This window comes from Vibrio sp. A11 (assembly GCF_013048705.1).
GTDB classification, from domain to species: Bacteria; Pseudomonadota; Gammaproteobacteria; order Enterobacterales; family Vibrionaceae; genus Vibrio; species Vibrio metschnikovii.
Genome location: NZ_VHSI01000004.1, coordinates 191412 through 216440, shown reverse-complemented (window position 1 = coordinate 216440; position 25029 = coordinate 191412). Strand labels below are relative to the sequence as shown.

At 41.7% G+C, this 25029-nt stretch carries 20 protein-coding genes, 1 tRNA gene and 1 riboswitch; of the genes, 13 read left to right on the top strand and 8 right to left on the bottom strand.

Features of this window, described 5'->3' with window-relative positions; all coding sequences use genetic code 11:
* Nucleotides 1-24 precede the first annotated feature (24 nt).
* The 5 genes from FKQ60_RS06500 to FKQ60_RS06480 all read left to right on the top strand — a co-directional run bounded on the left by FKQ60_RS06500 (nt 25) and on the right by FKQ60_RS06480 (nt 6199).
* Nucleotides 25-795, top strand: coding sequence for a peptidoglycan binding protein CsiV (locus tag FKQ60_RS06500; protein ID WP_004394925.1), 771 nt, complete (start codon nt 25-27; stop codon nt 793-795).
* Nucleotides 796-889: 94 nt separating this feature from the next.
* Nucleotides 890-1480 (top strand): GNAT family N-acetyltransferase, encoded by a 591-nt coding sequence (locus tag FKQ60_RS06495; protein ID WP_170906200.1) that lies wholly within the window; start codon nt 890-892, stop codon nt 1478-1480.
* Between the two features lie 233 nt (nt 1481-1713).
* Nucleotides 1714-3246: a nitric oxide reductase transcriptional regulator NorR gene (norR, locus tag FKQ60_RS06490; protein ID WP_170906199.1), complete on the top strand. Its 1533-nt coding sequence runs from the start codon at nt 1714-1716 to the stop codon at nt 3244-3246.
* A gap of 192 nt (nt 3247-3438) precedes the next feature.
* Nucleotides 3439-5100, top strand: a complete 1662-nt coding sequence (gene hcp, locus FKQ60_RS06485; RefSeq protein WP_170906198.1) for a hydroxylamine reductase — start codon at nt 3439-3441, stop codon at nt 5098-5100.
* Nucleotides 5101-5155: 55 nt separating this feature from the next.
* On the top strand, nt 5156-6199 hold the full coding sequence (locus FKQ60_RS06480) for a hybrid-cluster NAD(P)-dependent oxidoreductase (RefSeq protein WP_170906197.1): 1044 nt from the start codon (nt 5156-5158) through the stop codon (nt 6197-6199).
* A gap of 153 nt (nt 6200-6352) precedes the next feature.
* Here FKQ60_RS06480 and FKQ60_RS06475 read toward each other — a convergent pair whose 3' ends face one another.
* Complete coding sequence (locus FKQ60_RS06475; RefSeq protein WP_154167540.1) at nt 6353-7642, bottom strand: NAD(P)/FAD-dependent oxidoreductase; 1290 nt, start codon at nt 7640-7642, stop codon at nt 6353-6355.
* Nucleotides 7643-8069: 427 nt separating this feature from the next.
* Entirely contained in the window at nt 8070-10742 is a 2673-nt protein-coding gene (gene adhE / locus FKQ60_RS06470) for a bifunctional acetaldehyde-CoA/alcohol dehydrogenase (protein ID WP_170905093.1), read from the bottom strand.
* Between the two features lie 628 nt (nt 10743-11370).
* Here adhE and FKQ60_RS06465 point away from each other — a divergent pair.
* The gene (locus FKQ60_RS06465; protein ID WP_004394918.1) at nt 11371-12006 is read left to right on the top strand and encodes a YchE family NAAT transporter; all 636 of its coding nucleotides are present in this window, start codon (nt 11371-11373) and stop codon (nt 12004-12006) included.
* A 96-nt stretch (nt 12007-12102) separates the two neighbouring features.
* Here FKQ60_RS06465 and asd read toward each other — a convergent pair whose 3' ends face one another.
* On the bottom strand, nt 12103-13218 hold the full coding sequence (gene asd, locus FKQ60_RS06460; protein ID WP_110166635.1) for an aspartate-semialdehyde dehydrogenase: 1116 nt from the start codon (nt 13216-13218) through the stop codon (nt 12103-12105).
* A 387-nt stretch (nt 13219-13605) separates the two neighbouring features.
* On the opposite strand from asd, the gene nhaC reads away from it, so the two are divergent.
* Entirely contained in the window at nt 13606-15048 is a 1443-nt protein-coding gene (gene nhaC / locus FKQ60_RS06455) for a Na+/H+ antiporter NhaC (RefSeq protein ID WP_072669713.1), read from the top strand.
* A 115-nt stretch (nt 15049-15163) separates the two neighbouring features.
* Here the strand turns inward: nhaC and yejK are convergent, their stop codons facing one another.
* On the bottom strand, nt 15164-16165 hold the full coding sequence (gene yejK, locus FKQ60_RS06450; protein ID WP_161425128.1) for a nucleoid-associated protein YejK: 1002 nt from the start codon (nt 16163-16165) through the stop codon (nt 15164-15166).
* An 84-nt stretch (nt 16166-16249) separates the two neighbouring features.
* On the opposite strand from yejK, the gene FKQ60_RS06445 reads away from it, so the two are divergent.
* From FKQ60_RS06445 to FKQ60_RS06425, 5 genes are all read left to right on the top strand, one after another.
* Nucleotides 16250-16465, top strand: coding sequence for a YejL family protein (locus FKQ60_RS06445; RefSeq protein WP_004394913.1), 216 nt, complete (start codon nt 16250-16252; stop codon nt 16463-16465).
* A 32-nt stretch (nt 16466-16497) separates the two neighbouring features.
* Entirely contained in the window at nt 16498-18297 is a 1800-nt protein-coding gene (locus FKQ60_RS06440) for a DUF3413 domain-containing protein (protein ID WP_170906196.1), read from the top strand.
* A gap of 62 nt (nt 18298-18359) precedes the next feature.
* Nucleotides 18360-18436 (top strand) — tRNA-Pro (locus tag FKQ60_RS06435).
* A gap of 433 nt (nt 18437-18869) precedes the next feature.
* Complete coding sequence (locus tag FKQ60_RS06430) at nt 18870-19229, top strand: diacylglycerol kinase (RefSeq protein WP_040904196.1); 360 nt, start codon at nt 18870-18872, stop codon at nt 19227-19229.
* Between the two features lie 2 nt (nt 19230-19231).
* Nucleotides 19232-20887, top strand: a complete 1656-nt coding sequence (locus FKQ60_RS06425) for a phosphoethanolamine--lipid A transferase (RefSeq protein WP_170905095.1) — start codon at nt 19232-19234, stop codon at nt 20885-20887.
* Between the two features lie 132 nt (nt 20888-21019).
* Here the strand turns inward: FKQ60_RS06425 and mgtE are convergent, their stop codons facing one another.
* Both mgtE and FKQ60_RS06415 read right to left on the bottom strand, forming a co-directional pair.
* The gene (gene mgtE / locus FKQ60_RS06420) at nt 21020-22363 is read right to left on the bottom strand and encodes a magnesium transporter (RefSeq protein WP_083797742.1); all 1344 of its coding nucleotides are present in this window, start codon (nt 22361-22363) and stop codon (nt 21020-21022) included.
* Between the two features lie 112 nt (nt 22364-22475).
* A riboswitch (M-box (ykoK) riboswitch) is annotated at nt 22476-22645 on the bottom strand.
* Between the two features lie 472 nt (nt 22646-23117).
* Nucleotides 23118-23558: a YcgN family cysteine cluster protein gene (locus FKQ60_RS06415; RefSeq protein WP_170904352.1), complete on the bottom strand. Its 441-nt coding sequence runs from the start codon at nt 23556-23558 to the stop codon at nt 23118-23120.
* A gap of 154 nt (nt 23559-23712) precedes the next feature.
* Here FKQ60_RS06415 and FKQ60_RS06410 point away from each other — a divergent pair, with 154 nt between their 5' ends.
* Nucleotides 23713-23961 (top strand): YkgJ family cysteine cluster protein, encoded by a 249-nt coding sequence (locus tag FKQ60_RS06410; RefSeq protein WP_154167469.1) that lies wholly within the window; start codon nt 23713-23715, stop codon nt 23959-23961.
* Nucleotides 23962-24050: 89 nt separating this feature from the next.
* On the opposite strand, the gene recR is transcribed toward FKQ60_RS06410, so the two are convergent.
* Together recR and FKQ60_RS06400 are read right to left on the bottom strand one after the other, a co-directional pair.
* Nucleotides 24051-24662, bottom strand: a complete 612-nt coding sequence (gene recR, locus FKQ60_RS06405; protein ID WP_004394900.1) for a recombination mediator RecR — start codon at nt 24660-24662, stop codon at nt 24051-24053.
* A gap of 18 nt (nt 24663-24680) precedes the next feature.
* Nucleotides 24681-25010 carry a YbaB/EbfC family nucleoid-associated protein gene (locus tag FKQ60_RS06400; protein ID WP_170904351.1) on the bottom strand — a complete coding sequence of 110 codons (330 nt, stop codon included), beginning with the start codon at nt 25008-25010 and terminating at the stop codon, nt 24681-24683.
* Nucleotides 25011-25029: the final 19 nt, after the last annotated feature.

Sequence of the window (25029 nt, the reverse complement as noted above, 5' to 3'; positions counted from 1 at the left end):
GCCCAGCACATTGACGGAGTCATAATGAAAAAACTGATCCCACTACTGCTTTTGCTCGTTGCCATGCCCAGCCTAGCGCAGCGACAATTCGATATTGAAGTGATCATCTTCCAGCGTGCGATTGATGCCGAGAAAACTCAAGAGTCATGGCCAAATAGTTTACCGGAGATTAATCTCTCTCGTGCCGGTAGCCTGAGTGATGCCCAATATCGGCAAAGTAAAGGCGTACGTATGCTCTCTCAAACGGACTATCAATTAACCGAGCAAGCTCAGCGCTTACGCAATCATGCTGGCTTTCAAGTGTTATTACATACCGCTTGGCGTCAAGGCGATCAAGGGAGAGCATCCGCTCCCGTCTTTCATATTCAAGCAGGGAAAGACTACTCGACCCAGTTTAATCCTAACGGCAGTGAACGAGTCGCACAAACCGAACAATACCGTCCCATTGATGGTGTTGTTGAACAGACCGTTACTCCACCGCTGTATGAGCTTGATGGCACCTTACAAATTTATGTCCAGCATTTTCTGTTTGCCGAAGCTAATTTTGACTTAAAAAAACCGAGTGTGCGTGAAGTTATCCTTCAAGATCCCTCTCTGGACTTAGATGAACTCGACCAAGATACACGCACCAATGTACAAGATGGACACCTCATCGCCATATCACCAACGATGGAAAAACAATCTTTTTTGAAAAGTTATCGCCTCGATCAAAAACGCCGCATGCGCAGTGGAGAAACCCATTATTTGGACCACCCTCTTATGGGCATGATTATCCAAGTTCGCCGAGTTCAATAATCCTATCCAACGCCCTATATGGGCGTTGAGTTGTTATATGGCACGATAGAGAATTCAACGGCAAAGACACACAGTGAAAATGAGGCAATCTGTCATGAGCCCAGAATTTTTAATCAATACTCAGCGTTTGCAATTACGCCTTTTATCGGTTGATGAAGCGGTCGAATTTGCAAGACTTATTCAACACTCGCCCTCCTTACATCGATGGATTGATTGGTGTCATGCCCACTTTAACCAACAAGAGGCTGAACGATTTATTCTGGCAACACGATTAAACTGGATAAAAGCTGACGCCTATGGCTTTGCGGTGATCGATAAAGCAACGCAGCAAATCGTTGGTATGGTCGCGATTAATGAATTTTCTACCACGTTTAATATGGCGAGTTTAGGCTATTGGATAGGAGACGATCATCAACAACAAGGGTTCGGGAAAGAAGCACTAGCTGCGTTGATAGAGTGGAGTTTTGCCCAGCTCAAACTGACTCGCTTAGAAATTATCTGTGACCCTAGCAATATTCCTAGTCAACAGCTCGCTCAAGCGTGCGAAGCGAAGCAAGAATGCCTTGCCCAAAATCGGTTTATTTTTCATGGTCAACCAAAAGCAGGACTGGTTTTTTCAATTATTCCAGAGCCAATCTCAAGTGGTTCACATCAGTACAGTAATCAATATCAGTTAAAACAATAAAATAAGTCCTGCTAAGCATACTCTCTATCTCAATGATATAGATTGACTCTGTAGCATAAGCCACCGATCACCAGATACTTTAAAAGCACCAACGTAATCAACATGACTGACTCAGTTATAATGTTATTGAAAATTGATCGATGTCAATCACACATCAATAAAAATAACCATGCGATGTTAATATGACATCTAACTGTTAGCATATTGAGCTCGATGATTAAACAGAGCTACTTATGTCCAAAGCGATCGATCAAGTTGTGCTTAACATAGCATTGAACTTAAGTTCCAACCTATCTAGTCAGCAACAATATCAATGTATGATTGATGGCGTCGCTTGCGTTTTTCCTTGCGACGCGGCCGCACTATTTGTTTTTGATCACGATGGATTTTTAACACCTGTCGCGGTAAAAGGCTTATCAACGAGTGTCTTGGGTCAACGCTATTTTCCTAAAGTGCACCCTCGTTTAGAACAAATTCTACATAGCCAACAAACCGTCCGCTTTGATGCCAATTGTCCATTACCCGATCCTTTTGATGGTGCTTTACTCAATGAACAGCCCTCACTCACCGTGCATGATTGCTTAGGGCGTAGCCTTTATGTTGATGGCCAGTTAGTCGGAGCGTTAACGATGGACTCACTGACCATCGGCGCTTTTGATCATCTTGACCCTATAATGATCGACACCTTCGCGGCACTGACCGCGGCCACCTTACGCAACATCGCTCAATTAAAAGCACTTAAAGCACAGAATAAAAAACAAAGCACCATCACCCAAACGTTGATTCAGCAAGCCCGCTCACAACAAGGTGAGATGGTCGGTCTTAGCCCACAAATCCAGCAACTTCGTCAGCAAATCGCTATCGTCGCCCCCTCAGACTATGCAGTATTGATTTTGGGTGAGACAGGAACCGGTAAAGAATTAGTCGCCCATCAAGTGCACGCTCAATCTCATCGTCGTGACCATCCGATGATTTATGTCAATTGCGCAGCATTACCCGAAAGCCTAGCGGAAAGTGAGTTGTTTGGTCATGTCAAAGGCGCCTTCACTGGTGCAAATCAGCACCGAGCGGGTAAATTTGAACTTGCAGATGGGGGAACACTGTTTCTCGACGAAGTCGGCGAATTGCCGTTAATCCTGCAAGCCAAATTGCTCCGTGTGATTCAGCAAGGAGAACTACAACGTGTTGGCAGTGATAAACACCTTTTGGTTAATGTCCGGATCATTGCAGCCAGCAACCGTAATTTAGCTCAAGAAGTCGCAGAGGGGCATTTTCGTGCGGATTTATTTCACCGCCTCAATGTTTTTCCCATAACGGTCCCCCCATTGAGAATACGTGAAGGGGATATTCCTGTACTGGCTGGTTACTTACTCGAAAAAGTACGTCACCAATTCAATACCCCAAATTTACATGTTCACCCCAGGCTGCTCAGTCAATTAGAAAGCTTGCCTTGGTATGGTAACGTGCGTGAACTGGAACATGCACTAACGCGAGCAGCACTTCATGCTATTCAGCAAGCTCATACGACGATTAATATCGACCATTTTGATATTTTACCCCACCGTTCGGATGTGAAAACAACATCAAGCTTTTTTCCTCTCCATCCAAAATCGATGCGCGAGCTGGTAGAAGTGCATCAAAAGCTCTTAATTGAACATGCATTAAGACAATCGGATGGAGTTTGGTCAAAGGCCGCCGATTTTCTGCATATGGATCGCGGTAATCTGTACCGAATGGGGAAAAAACTCGGTGTAGGCTCAAAATAGACCACTAAGCAGATGTCAATATCACATCCTGTCGGTGTCTTTTTTACATCAACCACAGTCCACTAGTTTGATTTTCCACTTTAAAATCAATAAATTACAAGTTGGCATAAATTCTGCTTTTCGGTAAAGGATTCTACCTTTAGCCCTTCCCTAGACATGAACTGTTTAGGGTTAACACACCGGAGATTTATTATGTTCTGTATTCAATGTGAACAGACTATCCAGACGCCAACCATAAAAGGCTGCTCATTTACGCAAGGTATGTGTGGCAAGACCGCGGAAGTTTCTGACTTACAAGACATCTTGGTCTATACATTGCAAGGCGTTTCATTTTGGGCAAACCAAGCCTACTCGTTCAATATCATTGACGATGAGATCAATCAATGGGCTCCTAAAGCTTTCTTTGCTACCTTAACCAATGTCAATTTCGATCCACAGCGTATTCTTGAGCTGACTCATCTAGCTGCAGAATATCAAGTGCGCTTAAAGGCACAAGTGCTGGCGGCCAGCCAACTCACTAACCAACCTATCACACCTCTACCCGCCGTTGCCCAATTTGAATTACCTGATTCGGTTGAGGCAATTTTAACTCTCGCACCACAAGTGGCGGTTAATCGGGGTAAAGAGATGCTTCACGAGGATGTGATTGGCTTACGTTTATTGTGTTTATATGGCTTAAAAGGCGCAGCTGCCTACATGGAGCATGCGCGTGTACTTGGTCAAACCAGCAACGATATCTACGCCCAATATCATGACATTATGGCTTGGCTTGGTACCGAACCTGACGACCTCTCAGAGCTACTCGATTGTTCAATGAAGATTGGCTTGATGAATTATAAAGTCATGGAGATGCTTGATCTCGGTGAAACGGACACATTCGGCCATCCACAGCCAACCGCTGTTAATGTTAAACCTATCAAGGGGAAGTGTATTCTAGTCTCTGGTCACGATTTACATGATCTAGAAAAAATCCTGCAACAAACGGTCGGTAAAGGCATTAATATTTATACCAATGGTGAAATGCTGCCTGCCCACGGCTACCCTGAGCTTAATAAATACCCTCACTTGGTTGGCAACTATGGCAGTGCTTGGCAAAACCAACAAAAAGAATTCGCTAATTTCCCTGGAGCGATTGTTATGACCTCCAACTGTTTACTCAACCCAAATGTAGGCCAATACGCTGAGCGCTTATTCACCCGCAGTATCGTTGGCTGGCCGGATGTTGCACATATCGAAGGTGACGATTTTAATCAGGTAATTGAGTGTGCATTAAACCAATCTGGTTTCCTGCATGACGAGATAGAGCAGATGATCACCGTTGGCTTTGGTCGCAATGCGCTCATGAATGCGGCTCCAGCCGTCATCGATCAAGTTAAACAGGGTAATATCAAACACTTTTTCCTAGTCGGTGGTTGTGATGGCGATAAAGCCGAACGCAGCTACTATAGCGACTTCACCGCTGCAGCGCCTGACGATACTTTAATCCTCACTCTTGCCTGCGGTAAATTCCGTTTTAATAAAAACCAGTTTGGCGACATCAATGGTATCCCTCGTTTATTGGATGTGGGCCAATGTAATGATGCTTACTCAGCCATTCAGTTGGCCTTGGCACTGGCAAAAGAGTTTGATTGCGATATCAACGAACTGCCTCTAACACTCGTGCTTTCTTGGTTTGAGCAAAAAGCGATAGTGATCCTATTGACCTTGTTCGCACTCGGTGTGAAAGGGATCTACACCGGTCCAACAGCCCCTGCATTTTTAACCGATAATCTACTCACTATTCTTCAAGATAAGTTCGATATGCGTAGCATTGGCAACGTAGCAGAAGACTTAAAAACGATTTTGGCCGCTTAAAATTTAATGCCCTCTTATGAGGGCATTAAATTTGATGATAGTAGGAGAGAATATTATGTATTTTAAATGGCAGGGTCAAACGCCAGTCACACTGCACTGCATCGATAAATTCTTTGAAACTGAAGATACGGTTTCTCTTCGCTTCGGTGAACCGAGCGAATCGTTACTGTTTGATTTTAAACCGGGACAATTTATCAATCTTGGAGTTAAGATAGCAGGAAAGATGGAATTTAGAGCTTATTCAATCAGTTCGTTGAACGCAGAGAATTACCTCAAAATTACCGTTAAACGTGTAGATGGCGGTAAAGTATCGAATTTTTTGATTGATCAATTACAGGTGACAGGTACTGTCCAAGCACTTCCTCCGACAGGTGATTTTAATTGTATTGATCATCCACCGAAAATTCACGATGGGCAAAGTAAAGTGCTACTTATCAGTGCAGGATGTGGGATCACCCCTGTCATGGCTATGATAAAATATTGGCTTCATCATGCGATGGAGATTGATATTGAGTTTTTGCACATTGCTCGTTCCCCCGAACAAACCCTCTACTTTGATACATTGGCAACCTATCACACCTTGTACGACAATTTTCATCTGAAATTGTTGTTAAAAGACGCAAAGAACAGTGGCTATCCGCAAGGAAAAATTGATATACACTGGCTGAAAACCCTAGTGCCAGATATGCATTCACGTAATATCTATTTGTGTGGCCCCGATAAATTCATGCGAGATATTGAAGGTTACTTACTCAAACTCGGCTTTGATATGGCTAATTTTTATCAAGAAAGTTTTAGTCCAATTCAAACTCAAAAACCTCTGATCTCAGACACCGAGGTCAAGGTTGGCGTGGCTAACTTTGCTCAAACCATCAAGGCTCAGAAAGGACAATTGCTTGCTGATGTACTTGAAAATGCAGGAGTCCCTCTGCTCATCGCTTGCCGCAGCGGTATTTGTGGCTCTTGTAAATGTAAAATTAGTAAAGGTCGTGTAACGACTTTGAATCAAACTGCATTAACCGCGAAAGAAATCGAGGAAGGTTATATTTTGACTTGTTCTTCTACCATAGAGTCAGATATAGAAATCAATCTTAATTAAAAATAAATTATTCATAACTGAAGTGAAAAAAGTCGCGTACTTAGCCATATCAATGGCAGATAAATCACCTAAATGTTCTTATCCTTATAAAAACAAACCGCTCACGGTTAAGTGAGCGGTATTCAGAGTTTTATGCTTCGGTTTTTTATTTAATTAGTGCAGTTTAAGATTCGGCCTAAGCACTCTGTTGATTCGTCCAACCAACATCATTAGCCCAGTTTTAAAAATACCATGCAAGGCCATTTGATGCATACGGTATAAAGAAATGTACACCACACGCGCAATACGCCCTTCAACCATCATTGAGCCTTTGGTTAAGTTGCCCATTAAGCTGCCTACAGTAGAAAAACGGCTTAGTGACACTAAAGAGCCATGATCTTTGTAGATGTAAGGCTTTAATTCTCGGCCATTCAGTTTAGCAACAATATTTTTGAACGCTTGTGACGCCATTTGATGGGCGGCTTGAGCGCGTGGCGGAACAAACTTACCATCCGCCTGTGTACACTGGGCCAAATCACCAATCACAAAAATATCATCATCACGAGTCGTCTGAAGGGTATCCTTGACGACTAACTGGTTAATACGGTTGGTTTCTAAGCCTGCGATGTCTTTCATAAAATCAGGCGCTTTAATGCCTGCAGCCCAAACCATGATCGTCGCCAAGATTTTTTCGCCCTCTTTGGTGGTTAAGCCATCTTTCTCAGCTTTAGTAACCATCGTCGTGGTGCGAACATTGACCCCTAATTTAGTCAGCTCGCTATGCGCGGCGGCAGAAATGCGCGGTGGCAATGCAGGCAAAATACGCTCGCCCGCTTCGATTAAATTAACATTGAGCTTGCTCGAGTCTAAATCACCAAAGCCGTAGCTGTGTAACTCTTTCACCGCATTATGCAATTCAGCGGATAATTCTACACCTGTCGCTCCAGCCCCCACAATCGCAATATCAACCGTTCCCTGACCATTTTTAGCATGTAGCTTTAAAAATTCATTATTCATTTCGGTACGGAAACGATGTGCTTGCTCTGGGCTATCTAGGAAAATACAGTGTTCTTTTACTCCAGGCGTGTTGAAATCATTAGATTTAGAGCCAATCGCTAAGACTAGAAGATCATATTCCAGTTCTCGTTTTGGCATCAATAACTCATCATGTTCATCTCTCAGTTCACTCAGCGTGATCCGCTTTGTCTCACGGTCAATTGCTTCTAGACTACCAAGTTGAAACTCAAAACAGTGATTTTTAGCATGGGCACGGTAACTCAATGCATCAACGCCTTCATCTAAAGAGCCAGTGGCGACTTCATGGAGCAATGGCTTCCATAGATGACTAGAATTACGATCCACTAAGGTGATGTTAGCGCGATTCTTTCGCCCTAACGTTCGACCGAGCTTAGTGGCTAGCTCTAGTCCACCGGCACCTCCACCGACAACAATAATACGTGTCACAATAACTATCCTCAAACAAATGGTAATAATCAGGGATCAGCACGACGAGTCACACTGAGAAAATTAGTCATACAGTTGTAAAGTCTATAGAGGTTTGCTGTTTATCACTTTTGAATAAAGGCGATGAATCAAATTGAGCTCTATTGGCAAGTTATTTATCTTGCTCTTCGTTTTTTGATGCTCATCAAGCTTTCTGAGCTGAAGGCCATTATATAGCGCTAAAATGGTGACGCAACCCTAGATTTTCATCGTTGTCGTCACCGCTATCGCTCAGTTAATCAGTCGCTATCTTGATTATTGATCGGAGTAATCATTTACAAAATTTCCCAACATAGCCATCAAAAAAAAGACCCTACCATAACTTATGGTAGGGTCTCGATTCGATTAGAGAAGCATCGTGCTAGCGAAAACCTCTCATTAATTCAGCTTACTTTTTCTTTGCTGGCTTTTGGTCATCTTTTTTCTTGATAACGGTCGTCCCTTCGAAGGTTTCACCTTCAACGAAAGCTTTACCGTAATAAGCACAAAGAAGGACTTCTTTAAGCTCAGAAATCAGTGGGTAACGTGGGTTCGCGCCTGTACATTGGTCATCGAACGAACGAACTGACAAATCATCAATTTTAGCTAGGAAGTCAGCTTCATTAACGCCCGCAGCTTGAATCGATAATGGAATATCGAGTTCTTTCTTCAGCTCTTCTAACCAAGTTAATAAACGCTCAATTTTCTGTGCTGTACGGTCGCCTGCTTGGCTTAAACCAAGATGGTCAGCAACTTCTGCGTAACGACGGCGAGCCTGTGGACGGTCGTATTGAGAGAATGCTGTTTGCTTAGTTGGGTTATCGTTCGCGTTATAACGTACAACGTTAGAAATCAATAGCGCGTTAGCAAGGCCATGTGGTAAATGGAACTCAGCGCCAATGTTGTGAGCCATTGAGTGACATACCCCAAGGAAGGCGTTAGCAAAAGCAATACCAGCAATCGTTGCAGCGTTGTGCACTTTTTCACGAGCGATTGGGTCTGCAGCGCCATTTTTGTAGCTTGATGGTAGATACTCTTTCAGCATCTTCAGTGCTTGCAGAGCTTGACCGTCTGAGTACTCATTCGCCAATACAGAAACATAAGCTTCTAGAGCGTGAGTTACCGCATCGTAACCACCAAAGGCTGTTAGTGATTTTGGCATATTCATCACTAGGTTAGCATCAACGATCGCCATATGAGGGGTCAATTCGTAATCCGCTAGTGGGTACTTAGCACCCGTTTTGTCATCGGTTACTACCGCAAATGGTGTAACTTCTGAACCTGTACCAGACGTTGTAGTGATACACACTAACTCTGCTTTTTTGCCCATTTTCGGGAACTTGTAAATACGTTTACGGATGTCCATAAAGCGCATAGCAAGCTCTTCGAAGTGAGTTTCTGGATGCTCGTACATCACCCACATGATCTTCGCAGCATCCATTGGTGAACCACCACCAAGAGCAAGAATCACATCAGGTTGGAAGCTTTGCATCGCTTCGGCACCTTTCTTAACTACAGATAGCGTTGGATCTGCTTCCACGTCAAAGAACGTTTGTACTTCCATACCCAATGCTTTGAGCATGCTAACCAATTCGTCAGTGTAACCGTTATTGAATAGGAAACGGTCTGTTACTAAGAAGGCACGTTTTTTACCTTCAAGATCGCTCAGTGCGATTGGCAAGCTACCACGACGGAAGTAGATTGATTTAGGGAGTTTGTGCCACAACATATTTTCAGCTCGCTTAGCAACAGTTTTCTTGTTGATTAGGTGCTTAGGACCCACGTTCTCAGAGATAGAGTTACCACCCCAAGAACCACAGCCCAGAGTCAAAGACGGTGCTACGTTAAAGTTGTACAAATCACCAATACCACCGTGAGTGGTTGGAATATTGATCAAAATACGAGCCGTTTTCATTTTGTCACCGAAGTAACGAATACGGTCTGCATTAATATCTTGGTTGGTGTATAAACCTGAGGTATGACCGATACCACCAATCTCAACCATTCGAACCGCTTGCTCTACGGCATTTTCGAAAGAAGAAGCACGGAACATGCCTAGTGTTGGCGATAGTTTCTCATGAGCAAACTCGTCATCGTAAGACACTTCACCGATACCTTCACCGACTAGAATTTTGGTATCCGCTGGTACTTTAACACCCGCCATTTCAGCAATCGCTGTCGCTGGTTGACCAACGATTTTCGCGTTTAACGCACCATCGATCAGGAGGACTTTGCGTACTTTATCTGCATCGGCTTTACTTAATACGTGAGCTTTATGAGTCGCGAAACGCTCTTTCACTTCATCGTAAACTTCATCCATAACGATAACCGCTTGCTCAGAAGCACAAACCACACCGTTATCAAACGTTTTTGACATTAAAACTGAAGCGACTGCGCGTTTAATATCCGCAGTTTCATCGATTACAACAGGCACGTTACCGGCACCAACACCGATAGCTGGTTTACCAGAAGAGTAAGCCGCTTTCACCATGCCTGGACCACCAGTAGCAAGGATTAGCGCAATACCATCGTGCTTCATTAAGGCGTTAGAAAGCTCAACTGAAGGTTGGTCAATCCAACCGATAATGTCTTTCGGTGCACCAGCAGCTACCGCTGCATCAAGAACGAGTTTCGCTGCGTCATTGGTTGAATTTTTCGCACGTGGGTGTGGCGAGAAGATAATACCGTTACGCGTTTTTAAAGAGATGAGTGATTTGAAAATCGCGGTTGAAGTCGGGTTAGTCGTTGGGACAATACCACAGATGATACCAACAGGCTCAGCAATCGTCATCGTGCCTAGACTTTCGTCTTCTTCAAGGACACCACAGGTTTTTTCATCTTTGTATTTGTTATAGATAAACTCTGAAGCAAAGTGGTTTTTAATCACTTTATCTTCAACAATACCCATGCCTGATTCTGCTACCGCTTGTTGCGCGAGAGGAATACGGGCTTGGTTTGCGGCTAAAGATGCTGCACGGAAAATTTTATCAACTTGCTCTTGAGAGTAAGTTGCAAATTCTGCTTGTGCCGCTTTAACGCGAGCCACAAGAGCATCAAGTTCAGCCAAATTAGTTACCGGCATAGTGAATCTCCTAAAATAGAAAAATGTTAAAAACTCTTTATTAAGCTTGCTGTCTCTCAGTTTTATTTTGGTCTCACAATAGCTTAAGTAACGACAGACTTAGTAAATTGCTTTCAGAACTGAGTATAATCTTTCACGGTTTGAAAAAAATTGACTCAGATCAGTTCTCAAAAACTAAATAGCACCGCCCAAGAAACACAGCCAGAAAAAAACACATAAGAAGTTGAATTAACAAAGAAAAACAACAAATTAACACATGATTAAAAAAGAGGCTATCAAACACAATAAACTAGAAAAAGTACAACATTTTGTAAAAAAGTTTCATTTTTGTACAACATTACCATTTGTAGCCAATGTTTTATGTGCCAGTTTGAGTATATAGACTCTTCAGCAACTCTCCAACCCCTGGGCTTTTTTTTACAGAAACTGTGTGGATGTTAACAAATCATCATTAAAAACCTATCTCGACCACATTATTTGTAACAGTGCATTATCACAATGATCCCATGATTAGTTTTTCTTAATCATGATGAGAGCCATGAACTAGTTTTTTTCATTCGTGATTTTGTTTCGATTAACATACATTATCTTAGCCTATCTACTTTACTCATCGTCAGAGACTGTTTTAATGCATTTTGAACTCGCCATTTTCCTGCAATTTTTTCTAGGACTGGTTGCCGCGGTTAACCCGGTTGGCATCATGCCTATTTTTGTGTCTTTAACCAGCCATATGACATTGGAAGAAAAGAACAAAACTGCAGCCACGGCCAATATTGCTGTCGCCGTGATCTTAATTACCGCCTTACTTGCAGGGCAAGTTCTACTCGATATGTTCAGTATCTCACTGGATTCATTCCGAGTGGCAGGTGGTTTGCTGTTACTGAGCATTGCTTTTTCAATGATGAGCGGAAAACTGGGTGAGGATAAACAAAACAAGCAAGAAAAATCAGAATACATCAGTCGAGAACAGATTGGTGTTGTTCCACTGGCGATGCCTTTAATGGCGGGACCTGGTGCAATCAGTTCAACCATCGTCTATAGCTCACGCTATCCAAGTATGTTTGATACGATAGGCATTGCCTTAACTATTGTGGTTTTTAGTCTGGGTTCTTGGTTGCTGTTTCGCTCCGCTCCTTACATCGTGCGTTTACTTGGCCAAACGGGTATTAACGTCATTACTCGGATCATGGGACTGATTCTTGGCGCACTTGGTATAGAGTTTATTGCTAACGGTTTGCGTAATTTATTCCCTGGTTTGGCCTAACGGGAATCACTGAACATCAATCAAAAAACATAAAAAAAGCGAAAGCACATAGGCGCTTTCGCTTGACGAAGTATGGTTTGATGACTTAACGCTGGCTTATTGTTTCTCTGCCAGAATAATTCGTAATGTACGACGAAGTGGCTCGGCCGCTCCCCATAACAACTGATCGCCAACGGTAAAGGCATTCAAGAAATCATCCCCCATCGACATTTTGCGCAAACGTCCAACCGGGATCGATAGCGTTCCGGTGACTTTCGCCGGGCTCAAATCACGCGCAGTGATATCGCGTTCATTAGGAACAACTTTCACCCATTGGTTATGAGAGGCAATAATCTCTTCAATTTCATCAAGTGGGATATTTTGTTTCAATTTAATCGTCAGCGCTTGTGAGTGACAACGCATCGCACCAATGCGCACACAAGTACCATCAATTGGGATCGGGGTATTCTGTAAGCCCAAAATTTTGTTGGCTTCAACGCCAGCTTTCCACTCTTCTTTACTTTGTCCGTTGTCACGTTTGACATCAATCCATGGAATCAATGAACCTGCGAGAGGTACACCAAATTGATCAGTGGGAAACGACGCTGAACGCATGGTTTCTGCTACTTTTTGATCAATATCTAGAATCGAGCTCGAAGGATTGGCTAATTCCGAACTAACCGCATCGTTAATCACACCCATTTGTGAAATTAATTCACGCATGTTTTGTGCACCTGCCCCAGAGGCTGCCTGATAAGTCATTGCACTGGTCCATTCAACCAAGCCTTTTTCATACAAGCCACCCAATCCCATGAGCATTAAACTAACCGTGCAGTTACCACCCACAAATGTGGTTGTTCCTTGATGAATACCTTGCTGAATCTGCGCTAAATTGACAGGATCGAGGGTGATAATCGCTTCAGGATCCATTCGTAGCGTAGAAGCCGCATCAATCCAATACCCTTTCCATCCCGCTTGGCGCAAAGCAGGATAAACCTTTTCCGTATAGGCACCACCTTGACAAGTGATGATGGCATCTAACTGCTTCAAACTGTCAATATCATAGGCATCTTGCAGCATTCCAGCGTCTTTCCCCAAGTTAGGGGCTGCAATACCAATTTGTGACGTACTGTAGAATACTGGCTCAATGACATCGAAATCTCTTTCTTCGACCATGCGCTGCATTAATACAGAGCCAACCATGCCACGCCAACCGACTAAACCTACTCTCATCGCACTACTTCTCCGTGTGTTCAAATAAAAACCTCATCTATCACTCCTAGCGGCAATGATAGAATGTCATGTTATCTACTGTGCTTTATCGTCGATTTAAGTTCAACCCCTGAAAAAGTCTAACTTGGCGTTTTTTAGTGTTTATTAATTAAAACTTCACTTAATCACTCACACCTTGCAACACAATAATTTCATGCTACAAACTGTTTCATTTCATTAATTTTTCGAAAAAACAACATTTAACACTACAGTAATGTTTTTAACTGATACAAATCACAACAACTCGCTTTAAGTTCGATATGTGACAACATTTCATGTAAAGTCGCAGCCAAATAATAAGGATGCTTACCTCTCCTTGGTAATATCATCGAACTCGAGGTTCTAAACATGACACAAGCCCCCACACGCTTACCCAGTTTGTTACAAGTTATTGTCGCACTGGGGCTGTTTTTATTATTAGCATTTTCTTTTACCGCTCAACTTGATTTACCCATTCAACTAGCACTTTATATTGGCTGGTTTATCATTATGGGATTAGGGGTTCGCCTAGGACACCAGTATAAAGAGCTAGAAAAAGCCGCGTTGACCGGTATCTCTAACGGCTTAGGAGCGGTATTAATTCTGCTTGCCGTCGGCGCTTTAGTCGGTACTTGGATTGCTGGCGGCATCGTACCAACCATTATCTATTATGGCCTACAGGCCATTCACCCTTCTATTTTCCTGCTTGCCACGATGGTGATCTGCTCTTTAACAGCATTGGCTACAGGGACATCTTGGGGGGCAGCGGGTACAGCTGGGATTGCGATGATGGGCATCGGTCAGGGTCTTGGCGTTCCTGCTCCCGTCACCGCTGGCGCAGTATTATCGGGCTGTTATTTTGGCGATAAAATGTCGCCACTGTCTGATTCGGTGATTCTGGCGTCTTCAATGTCGAACGTCGAAGTGATGGAACACATTAAAGGCATGCTACCGATTGCTCTGATCAGTTATGTGATTACCGGCATCATGTTTACCCTATTTGGTTTTCATTACGCGGGTAACGTCGATATGTCACAAGTGCAGTCGGTCATCACCGCAATGGAAACCCAGTTTTATATTACCCCTTACTCTTTCATTCCTGTACTGATTGTCCTTGGTTTACTCGCCTTGCGTATGCCTTCGTTTCCTGTGATTAGCTTTGGTTCATTGTTAGGTATTATCTGGGCAGTCATGATCCAAGAAGTCGATTTCTTACCCGCCTTTAATACTGCTTGGGCTCCATTTAGCATTACCTCGGGAGTTGATTTTATTGACTCAATTCTCAACCGAGGCGGTATGTCTTCGATGTTGGGATCCGTTGCAGTGATCATCTTTGGTCTCGGCTTTGGTGGCTTATTGGATAAAGTCGGCGTACTCGAAACGATTGCCAAATTATTTGAGCGCCGCGTCACCAATAGCGGTTCATTAGCAACCAGTACCATTGGTACGGCTTTTATGGGCAACGTATTTGGTTCCGCGATGTATGTTTCACTTATCCTGACACCAAAAATTTGTGCCAAAAATTATGACCGATTAGGCTATCAACGTAAAAATTTGTCACGTAATGCCGAGTTTGGTGGCACGCTAACGTCTGGAATGGTGCCTTGGAGTGATAATGGTATCTATATGGCCAGTATCTTAGGCGTCGCAACCTTATCTTATGCGCCATTCATGTGGCTAAGCTTTGTTTGCATTATTGTCACAATTTTTACCTCTTATATGGGATGGTTTGTCGACAAATGTGAGCCAACTGCGACGGCGAATGAGGTGTTAACTGACGAAGAGGTTGTGGTTCAACATCAATCGGTTTAAGGCTGCTGTCACTAATGCCCCAAAAAAACAAGGAGCACATTATGTGCTCCTTGTTTTTAGCGGTATCGACAGCTCACTCTATCAATACATAAGCAAACCAATACTCATCAGATGGTTAACCCTTTCGGGTTAGCTGATCGCGTAAATTTGGTGGCGTACCTTTAATGGTTAATGTATCCGTTTCCGGATCATAAAAGACACGTTCCCCCATTAACAAGCTATCAAAGCTGATGTTCAATCCACCACCCGCTCCTACATACTTGGTGAGTTTGCGTACCGTTGCGCGATCACCAGGAAAGCTTTCTTCCAGTTGGTAACCATGCTCACGAGTAAATTCCAAGAAGCTGGTCCCTTCATGACTGGCAGGTAATTCACTGGATAGCTCTTTAACTTGAACTTCATCGCCGGATTTGATCTGATCATTGCAGTAGTCATAGACCTGTTTTTTGTAGCTAATCGCTTCTTCTTTTTCAAGTTTGGCATCACTACAAAAGTCTTCTACCGCTTGCATCAATACTTGATTTTGCTGTTTCGGATCAAGTCCGACTTCCGCTTGTAAAAAATCCAAGAAAAAATCAGACACTTTACGCCCGACTCGCCCTTTAATATAAGACAGATAGCGATTAGAAGATTTATCCGTTTCAAAGCTCGACAAGTCGACCCGCGCAGCAATATCCATTTTATTGATATCAAGGTAATCGGTAGCGCTGATGTCTAAACCCTCTGTCACTTTTAAGCTTTGATTGAGCGGTAATAAACCAATAAACAAATAGTGAGTCGCTAAAGATTGGTATTCCGCCAACACCAAAATACCTTCGTCAGCAAAAGGATACTTAATCAACTCTTGTTTAAGACGCTCGGCGCTTTGTTGTGAGAAAGTGTAAAAGTCTTGTTCTCCTTTTCGCAACGCCTGTAACCAGCGTTGTACATCACTGTCCGCTTTAAAAGAGCCAAAGCCCTTTCCCGCTTTTGCATTAAACACGCGATGTAACTCAGAAACTAAGTTTTCGGTTGAGGTATCATTATCAAGCGATTGAGTTCGGTAATTAACCATTAACTCATCGTTATCGTTTTTGCATAATTGATGCAAAATGACATTGGAAAGGTGCAAACTCATAGTGAAATAATCATCGTACTGGTTTCAGTTGTCAGGCATAGTAGGTTATCATAAGCCGCTTTTACTATCATCTATAGAGTCTTTATGCCTATTACATCGAAATACAGTAACGAACAAGTTGAAACTATCCTAACCGAAATCGCTGCCGTGCTTGATAAACATAATGCGTCTTCGGAACTCACATTAATGATTGCCGGCAATATGGCGACTAATGTGCTTAACCAACATGTGGCAGCGGCCCAACGTAAAGTGATCGCAGAGAAGTTTGCTCAAGCTTTGACCTCTTCTCTAGAAAAATAATTTTACTGACCGAGCGGATAATAGAAAAATTCATGGTAGATAGCGGAAATACATATGGTGAACGAGTCTCACGTTTAGTGAGCTGGGGGCATTGGTTTGCTTTCTTCAATATCATTGCAGCGATGCTGATTGGTACCCGTTACATCACTCAAACACCTTGGCCAGATACTTTTTTGGGACAACTCTATTTAACTGTCTCTTGGGTAGGCCATTTCAGTTTTCTGGTTTTTGCTCTCTATTTACTGATTCTTTTTCCGCTCACCTTTTTAATCCCATCACGGCGACTGTTTCGTTTTTTTGCGGTCTGTTTTGCTGCCTTGGGATTAACCGTACTATTGATCGACACTCAGACTTATCAAACCATTAATCTACACCTAACACCTGTTGTCTGGGAGCTGATGTTCAGTGACGAAAGTACGGTTAGCGCTGATCTACAACATCTTTTTGTCGTGCTACCCCTAATTTTCCTCGTGCAATTGGCGCTCTCTGAATGGGTATGGCGTAAACAACGTAAACTGTCGCATAAACGAATTGGTCGCCCAATTGCAGCCGTCTTCTTTTTCAGCTTTATTGCTAGCCATTTAATTTATGTCTGGTCGGACGCTTATTTCTATTCTCCGGTCACCAGCCAAAAGTCAAACTTCCCTCTTTCTTATCCGATGACAGCAAAGTCATTCATGGAAAAACATGGCCTGTTGGATAGAGACGAATATTTAAAACGGCTACAAGAAAGCCAATACAACGTCGATTTAGTGCGCTACCCATTAGAAAAAATTGAGTTTGGTCGTCGTCCTAATCAACTCAATATCCTAGTAGTGAGTGTCGATAACTTACGTGCCGATGTGCTAAATGAATCGCTGATGCCAAACACTCATCAGTTTGCGGAAAAAGCATTAACCTTTAGCAATCATTACAGCTCAAGTAACGACATGTATGGTATTTTTGGGCTCTTTTATGGTCTACCAAGCAGTTATGCCAGTAGCATTAAAGTGCAAGGCACCTTACCAGTACTGATTGATGTATTAAAAAATCAAAACTATCAGTTTGGTCTATTTAGTAGCGATAACTTCTCTGAACCTCTGTTTCAAGAGTCGGTTTTCCGTGGACTCCCGTTAGTGAAAATACCGTTTGCAGAGACACCAAGCGTTGATCAACAAACGATTAGTCATTGGTCTCAATGGGCGCAGCAAACTCATTCACCTTGGTTTAGCTTCATTGAACTGACCACGGTTGATAAATTTAATCAGTTGCTTCCGCACGATAAACAAGCCACTACAACCGATAGATTTCGTCACAGCTACCATCATTCAGTCACTCAAGCTGATCTTGAGTTAGCGACTTTGTTTAACGAGCTGAAAACCTTAGCTTTACTCGATAATACTATTGTGGTCATCACGTCTAATCACGGCACCGAGTTTAATGAGACCAGAAGTAACAGCTGGGGCGCTAACAGCAATTTCAGTCGTTACCAACTTCAAGTACCCATGGTTATCTATTGGCCTGGTAAAGTACCGGCTGTCTTTACTCATCGTACTAGCCACTTAGATTTTTCCGTCACTTTACTGCAAGATCTACTCGGGGTATCGTCTAATCCCAGTGATTTTAGTAGCGGCAAAAACTTGTTTAACGAGAATAAAAGACGTTGGATTTTAGCCGGAGATACTCGCGAGCTTGCTCTCATTTCTGATCAGCAAACGACGGTCATCGATAAATTCGGTAACTTTAAACTCTATGATGAACACTATCAAAGACTGACTAACGAGAATCCTACGCTACCCATTTTGATGCAAGGTTTAACCGAATTGCAGCGTTTTTATTCAAAAGATAATTAAATCATGGCGTTAAACGTTTTTATGCTTGACGCTGTAATCAAAAGTCAGTAAATTACGCGCATCGGACTGTAGCGCAGCTTGGTAGCGCACCGTCATGGGGTGTCGGGGGTCGGAGGTTCAAATCCTCTCAGTCCGACCAAACACCTAGAAAAAGAGAGCTTCGGCTCTCTTTTTTGTTTTTACTGCTGAATACACCTGAGCTTAAGATCCTCCCTCAATTTTAGACCTTAGCCGTATCCTACATTACTGTTTTATCCGCCTATTGATTCACCGACATATTTGCCTCTTCTCATCGTTGCAATCACTAAAAGCTATCCAAGATAAATAACTGACCGACTAAAAAACCTGATTTTCATACATATCCATACAAACGATGACGCATTCAGACGGTGTCTGATCATAAAAACCTGTAGATTCCACTATTGATAAAACAAATGGCAAAACAACAACTATTTGTGAATCATTTCAACTTTTCTCATCAATTCGCAAGACTTGATCGGCATTAGAGCCGTCTTAAGGCTTGTCAAAAACTCTTTATCCTTAATGAGTTAACTTTATATAGGCTGCTTATTGTGAAACCTGGAAAAACTGGCCTCTCACGCCTCATTGACGCGACGGGCTATTCGATAAAAGGGCTAAAAGCCGCATGGCTTTACGAAGCGGCTTTTCGTCAAGAACTACTCGCCTGTGTTGTATTGATAATGAGCACTTTCTTCATGTCTGTTTCAAATATTGAACGAATCTTACTTATTTCTAGCTTACTTCTGGTACTGACAGTTGAGCTGATAAATTCAGCAATTGAAGCTGTCGTTGATCGTATTGGAGATGAGTGGCATGAATTAAGCGGACGAGCCAAAGATATTGGTTCTGCTGCCGTCTTTATCAGTTTATTACTGGCTGGTTTCGTCTGGCTTTCTATTTTAGTGAAATAATCATGAATAACATCAAGTCTCTGCTTAAAAAACAAATCTCGTACCATACTTTTACTTTATTTATTGCACTTTACTTTGCAACGATAATTAATCTTCCAGTTTATAAATCGTTATTTACTATCATTAATAATCTTGAAAGCGTTAAAATAGGTTTTATTATTTCTATTCCACTGTTTTTCTTGGCAGTTTTAAATTTTCTCTTTCAATTGTTTAGTTGGCCTTGGTTGAGTAAACCTTTTTTCATCATTCTATTATTGCTGTCATCGCTAGTCAGCTATGCAGGATACAATTACGGCACCATATTTGATACAACGATGATCGCCAATATTATAGAAACAGATAGTAGTGAAGCAGGATCTTATCTTAGTGGTTACTCTATCTTATGGACACTCATTATTGGCGTAATACCAGCCATTATTATTGCCAAAATCCGCTTAACGCTAGGCGGCTCATTCTTTAATCTGATAATAAAGAAACTAATCAGTTTATTAGTTTCGCTTTGTATTATTTCTCTTATCGCTGTATTTTATTATCAAGATTATGTTTCTGTTGGTAGAAACAATTCCTATCTCAATAAAATTATTATTCCGACACATTTTATTTATAGTACAGTAAAGTATTTAAATAATAATTACTTTATTACCCCCCTACCGTATCGAGAAATAGGCCAAGATGCGCAACAATCTGCTCAGGCTATAAAAAGTGCCGAGACTAAACCGACTCTTGTTGTTTTCATCATGGGTGAAACGGCGCGATCTCAAAACTATCAATTAAATGGTTATCCACGAAAAACCAACGCCTATACCGATGAACTGCCTATCATTTCATTCCAAGATGTTAGTTCATGCGGTACTGCGACCGCAGTATCTGTTCCTTGTTTATTCTCTTCAATGACACGCTCCAATTTTGACCGTCAAAAAGCGGATAACCAAGATAATGCTCTCGATATTTTAAAACGTGCAGGCATATCATTATTATGGAAAGAGAATGATGGTGGTGATAAAGAGGTGGCTAAAAACATTGACATTATCACTATTGATAGAACAGAAAACAACGAACTCTGTAATGGTAAAACCTGCTACGATATGGCTCTTCTGGAAAACTTTGAACAAGATTTAGAAAACATGCAGGGTAATCGATTAATCTCATTACATCTCATTGGAAGTCATGGACCAACTTATTTTCAACGCTATCCTGATGACAAAGCGGCATTTATGCCTGACTGCCCACGCGCTGATATTGAAAACTGTTCAGTAGAGCAAATCGTTAATTCTTATGATAATACGATTTTATACACCGATTATGTTTTACGCCAAACCATTGATAAGCTTAAAGCATTAGAAAAAAGCTATCATACTGCATTAATCTATGTTTCTGATCATGGTGAATCATTAGGAGAAAATGGGATATTTTTACATGGAATGCCTTATCGTTTAGCGCCTGAATATCAAACTAAAGTTCCACTAATGGTATGGATGTCACCTAGTTTTCAACACATTAAAAATATTAATTATGATTGTCTTCAAGAATCAGCAAATAAAATTGGAATGTACTCTCATGATAATATATTCCATTCTCTATTGGGAATTATGGATGTTAACACCGAAGTCTATCAGCCAGAACTCGACATATTTGAATCATGTAGAACATCACTTTGAATAATTTAGTAAAAAATAATATTCATATTCAAACTACTGGTTTTTTAACTGGCGATTTAATCGAAAGATATTAAATTTTCATACAAACCCCTATCATCATATCTATGACTAGATGATAGGGGTTTTTAATAATTAAGCTAACTGAGGCAAAGTTAATTTTGCAATTTCAAAATAGATAATCAAACCAGTTCCATCCACTAATGTTGCAATAAAAGGGGCAGATACAACCGCTGGATCAATATTCAAGCGACGTAATACCATTGGAATAATTGAAGAAACTAAAGCACTCCATAGTACAATCGCTAAAATAGTTAGCGTTACAACTAAACCTATTTCAAAACCGACGCCAAGTGACCAAGCACGGATCCAAGCGGCAACGGCCATTGCTGCGGCAATTAAAGTTCCTGTTGATAATTCTTTCCGTAATACTGTCCCTAAATTACGTAAACTGACTTCACCAACCGCCATTGCGCGAATAATAGTTGTAGTAATTTGTGTTCCACTATTACCACCAGTACCAATTAATAATGGAATAAAAAAGGCTAACGCAATTGCCGCTTCAAGTTGTTCTTCAAACGCTCGTAGCACCGTTCCGGTATAGGCTTCAGCAACAAAAAGTACTAATAACCATACAATACGTTTTTTCCATAACTCCCAAGGTGTAGTGTCTAAATAGCTACCATCAAGAGGAATCGTACCGCCTTGCATTTCAGCATCTTCTGTTGTTTCTTTTTCCAGAATCGCAGCAGCATCTTCTAGATAGAAAAAACCCACTAATTTGCCTTCATAAACGACAGGAAGTACTGGAACATTATGTTCAAGAAGCAAACGGGCTGCATTCTCTTGATCAACCATCGCATCAATCACGAGCTTATTTTGTTCAACCATCATCATTAGCGACTGTTCTGATGAAGCAACCAATAATGCTTTAGGACTAATTTCTCCTAATAATGCCCCTTGTTCGTTCACAACGTACATGTTGTGTAATAAGTTTGGCATATCCCAAGCTTCATAAAGGGTTTGCTTGGCTTGCTCTACCGTTTGAGTAATTTGTAAAGTGATGACATCTGAACGCATATGTCGGCCAACCGATTCATCAGGCCAAAACAAGGCTTCACGATGGTATTTTAAATCGTCTATTGGCATCGCTTCGAGCACAATCTCACGCTCCTGCTCATCGAGGGTACGCATTGCATTCTCAATAAACTTTGGTGCAACTAAAGGCAGTATTTCTTTTAGTTGCTGTGGTGTAATGCACAGTAATAATTCTCCTGTGGCATTGGCCGAAATCGTACTAAATAATTCAGAAACTTCATGATTAGATAATGATTCTAATACAAATTTAATTTCTGAATCAGAAAGTTTAACGAGTTTCTCAACCCATTTTTCACGGTAACGTGGCTGAATTAATTTTCTTGAAAATTCATTCAGTTGCTTAACTTGTGCGGTCTCAATAATTGAGTGGGTGTTTTTCATTACATTTACATTCATCACATTAACCTCATGTGACTCAGGAATATCCTGAATTGATTGATCTATGATGTAAGAAAACAGCCGTTATTTGACGAGCGAAAGGAAATGGTAGGATAATTCATCCCCGAGTCCCAGCTTCAGCACTATACAACGTATTCGCAAACGCGAAAGCCACTTGGGTTAACACCTTAATCCGATGAAAACTGTCCTGATCTTGGGCATCTCTGGATGTCGTGAGATCAGTGGCCTATGTTTGTACAGGAGCCTCGCCTAACGAGATGCTGTAATTACACAGTCTGTTCATTAACTGAACGGCGCGGATTATAGGAGGGTTAGTTAAAAAAGGTCAATGTAAATATGCTTAATCTTCAATAAAAAATAAAACATAGGACAATAAATATTTTTTATTAAAAATAAAAAATACAAATTATGAATACATTAAAAATACAGAAAAAGGAAAATATATTAGTTTTGCTGTGAATACTTATATTATTGATGCCTATAGGAAATAACTAATCCAGACTAGAACACATAATTCATTAACTATTAAAATAATAAAACCAATAAAAACACATCGACAATAACTAACTAAGTGCATATTTTAAAGATATCAATGATGATTGTTAACAGCTCTTAATCTATTTCGATTTGGTGTTATTAAGCCATCAGTGTAGCCTATATAAAAATCCTAACCACCGCTAACAATGGTGGCAAAGCAGCGATTAATAAGATAAGAGATTGAAAAATCTTAATACCGCTAGTTTCTGTTAGGATGGTTTATAATGTGATCTTCCCAATCAATAACATCGATTTCATAAACAACCTGATTACGGACACTTTGCCCTGCCGCATGCATCGCTGCTTTCGACCCCGTGATCAAAGGATGCCATTCAGGTAACGGCTGCTGATCCGCGAGTAACCGATAAGCACAGGTATCAGGTAGCCAATGAAATTCCGCTATCTTGTCTCGCGTAAGTTTTAAACACTCTTCGCCAGATTGAAAACGGTTAGGATAGTCTTTGCATGAACAGGTATCGCTATTGAGCCAACTGCAAGCAACATTGGTGTAATAGACTTCATCACTGTCTTCATCCATGAGTTTATGCAAACAACATTTACCACAACCATCGCATAGCGATTCCCACTCCGCTTCGGTCATTTGTTCTAAAGATTTACGTTGCCAAAATGGGATATTCATGAGGGTTTACTGCCTAGTTACGATTTCAGCCGGGTGTTATACCTTTCCCGTTTATAAACTGCAAGGTCACAAGGTAATAATTTCGCTGCTGAGAAAGAAAAGATCTGCTAGGATCAGCGCCCGCATTAAACGGGTAATCATCGAAAGGTATAAAATGGACTGTCGTCTCGGTTGTGGCGCATGTTGTATTGCACCCAGTATTTCTTCAGCTATCCCAGGTATGCCCAGCGGTAAGCCTGCAGGAGTGCGTTGTATTCAGCTTAATGAGGACAATCTATGCAAACTCTTTGGTAAACCAGAAAGGCCAACCGTCTGCCACCACTTCAAACCTTGCCCTGTCGTTTGCGGTGACAGCAATCAACAAGCTTTACAAAATCTAATCGAGCTAGAGCAACTAACCTGAATAACAACAAAGAAAAGAGTGAAAAGATAAAAACCTCAAAACAAAGCTAATCGGTCTGTTTCGAGGTTCTCAAAGGTAGGCAGTGGGAACTAAAAGGTCGTATTAAACTTTTGTCTTCCCAGTAGCGAGTGGGATAATGTTGTTCCATCGACCAATTCTAATTCTCCACCAACAGGAACACCGTGTGCAATGCGACTGGCACTGACCTGATGCTCATGACATAACTCTGCAATATAATGTGCCGTCGCTTCCCCTTCTACCGTAGGGTTGGTAGCGAGAATGACTTCAGAAATACCACCTTTTTGCAGTCGAAAATCCAGCGTATCAAGACCGATATCACTAGGACCAATACCATCTAACGGCGATAAATGTCCCATCAGTACAAAATAACGCCCTGAGAATTGTCCCGTGGCTTCTAATGCTGCAATATCCGCAGGACTTTCAACGACGCAAAGTTGGCCATTTTCTTGTCGTTTCGGATTACGACAAATATCGCACACTTCTTGTTCAGTGAACGTTCGACACTCAGCACAATGTCCCACTTCGACCATGGCTTGATTCAGCGCTTCCGCTAACTGCAAGCCACCTTTTCTATCTCGCTGTAACAAATGAAAGGCCATACGTTGCGCTGACTTGGGGCCAACCCCAGGTAAACAACGTAAGGCCTCCATCAAATGCTCCAGCATATGACTGGTTCGCATTACTAACCTACTTATTGATTAGAATGGCATTTTCATACCTGGTGGTAATTGCATACCCCCAGTGACAGCGGCCATTTTATCTTTTTGTGTTTCTTCCACACGACGAGCGGCATCATTGAACGCAGCTGCAATCAAATCTTCCAGCATCTCTTTGTCATCTTCCATTAAACTTTGATCAATCTCAACGCGACGTACGTTATGACTGCCAGTAATGGTCACTTTTACTAATCCAGCGCCAGATTCACCGACCACTTCCATACTAGCGATTTCTTCTTGTAGCTTTTGCATACGATCTTGCATTTGCTGGGCTTGTTTCATTAAGTTGCCCATACCGCCTTTACCAAACATAGATTATCTCTCTGGTTTT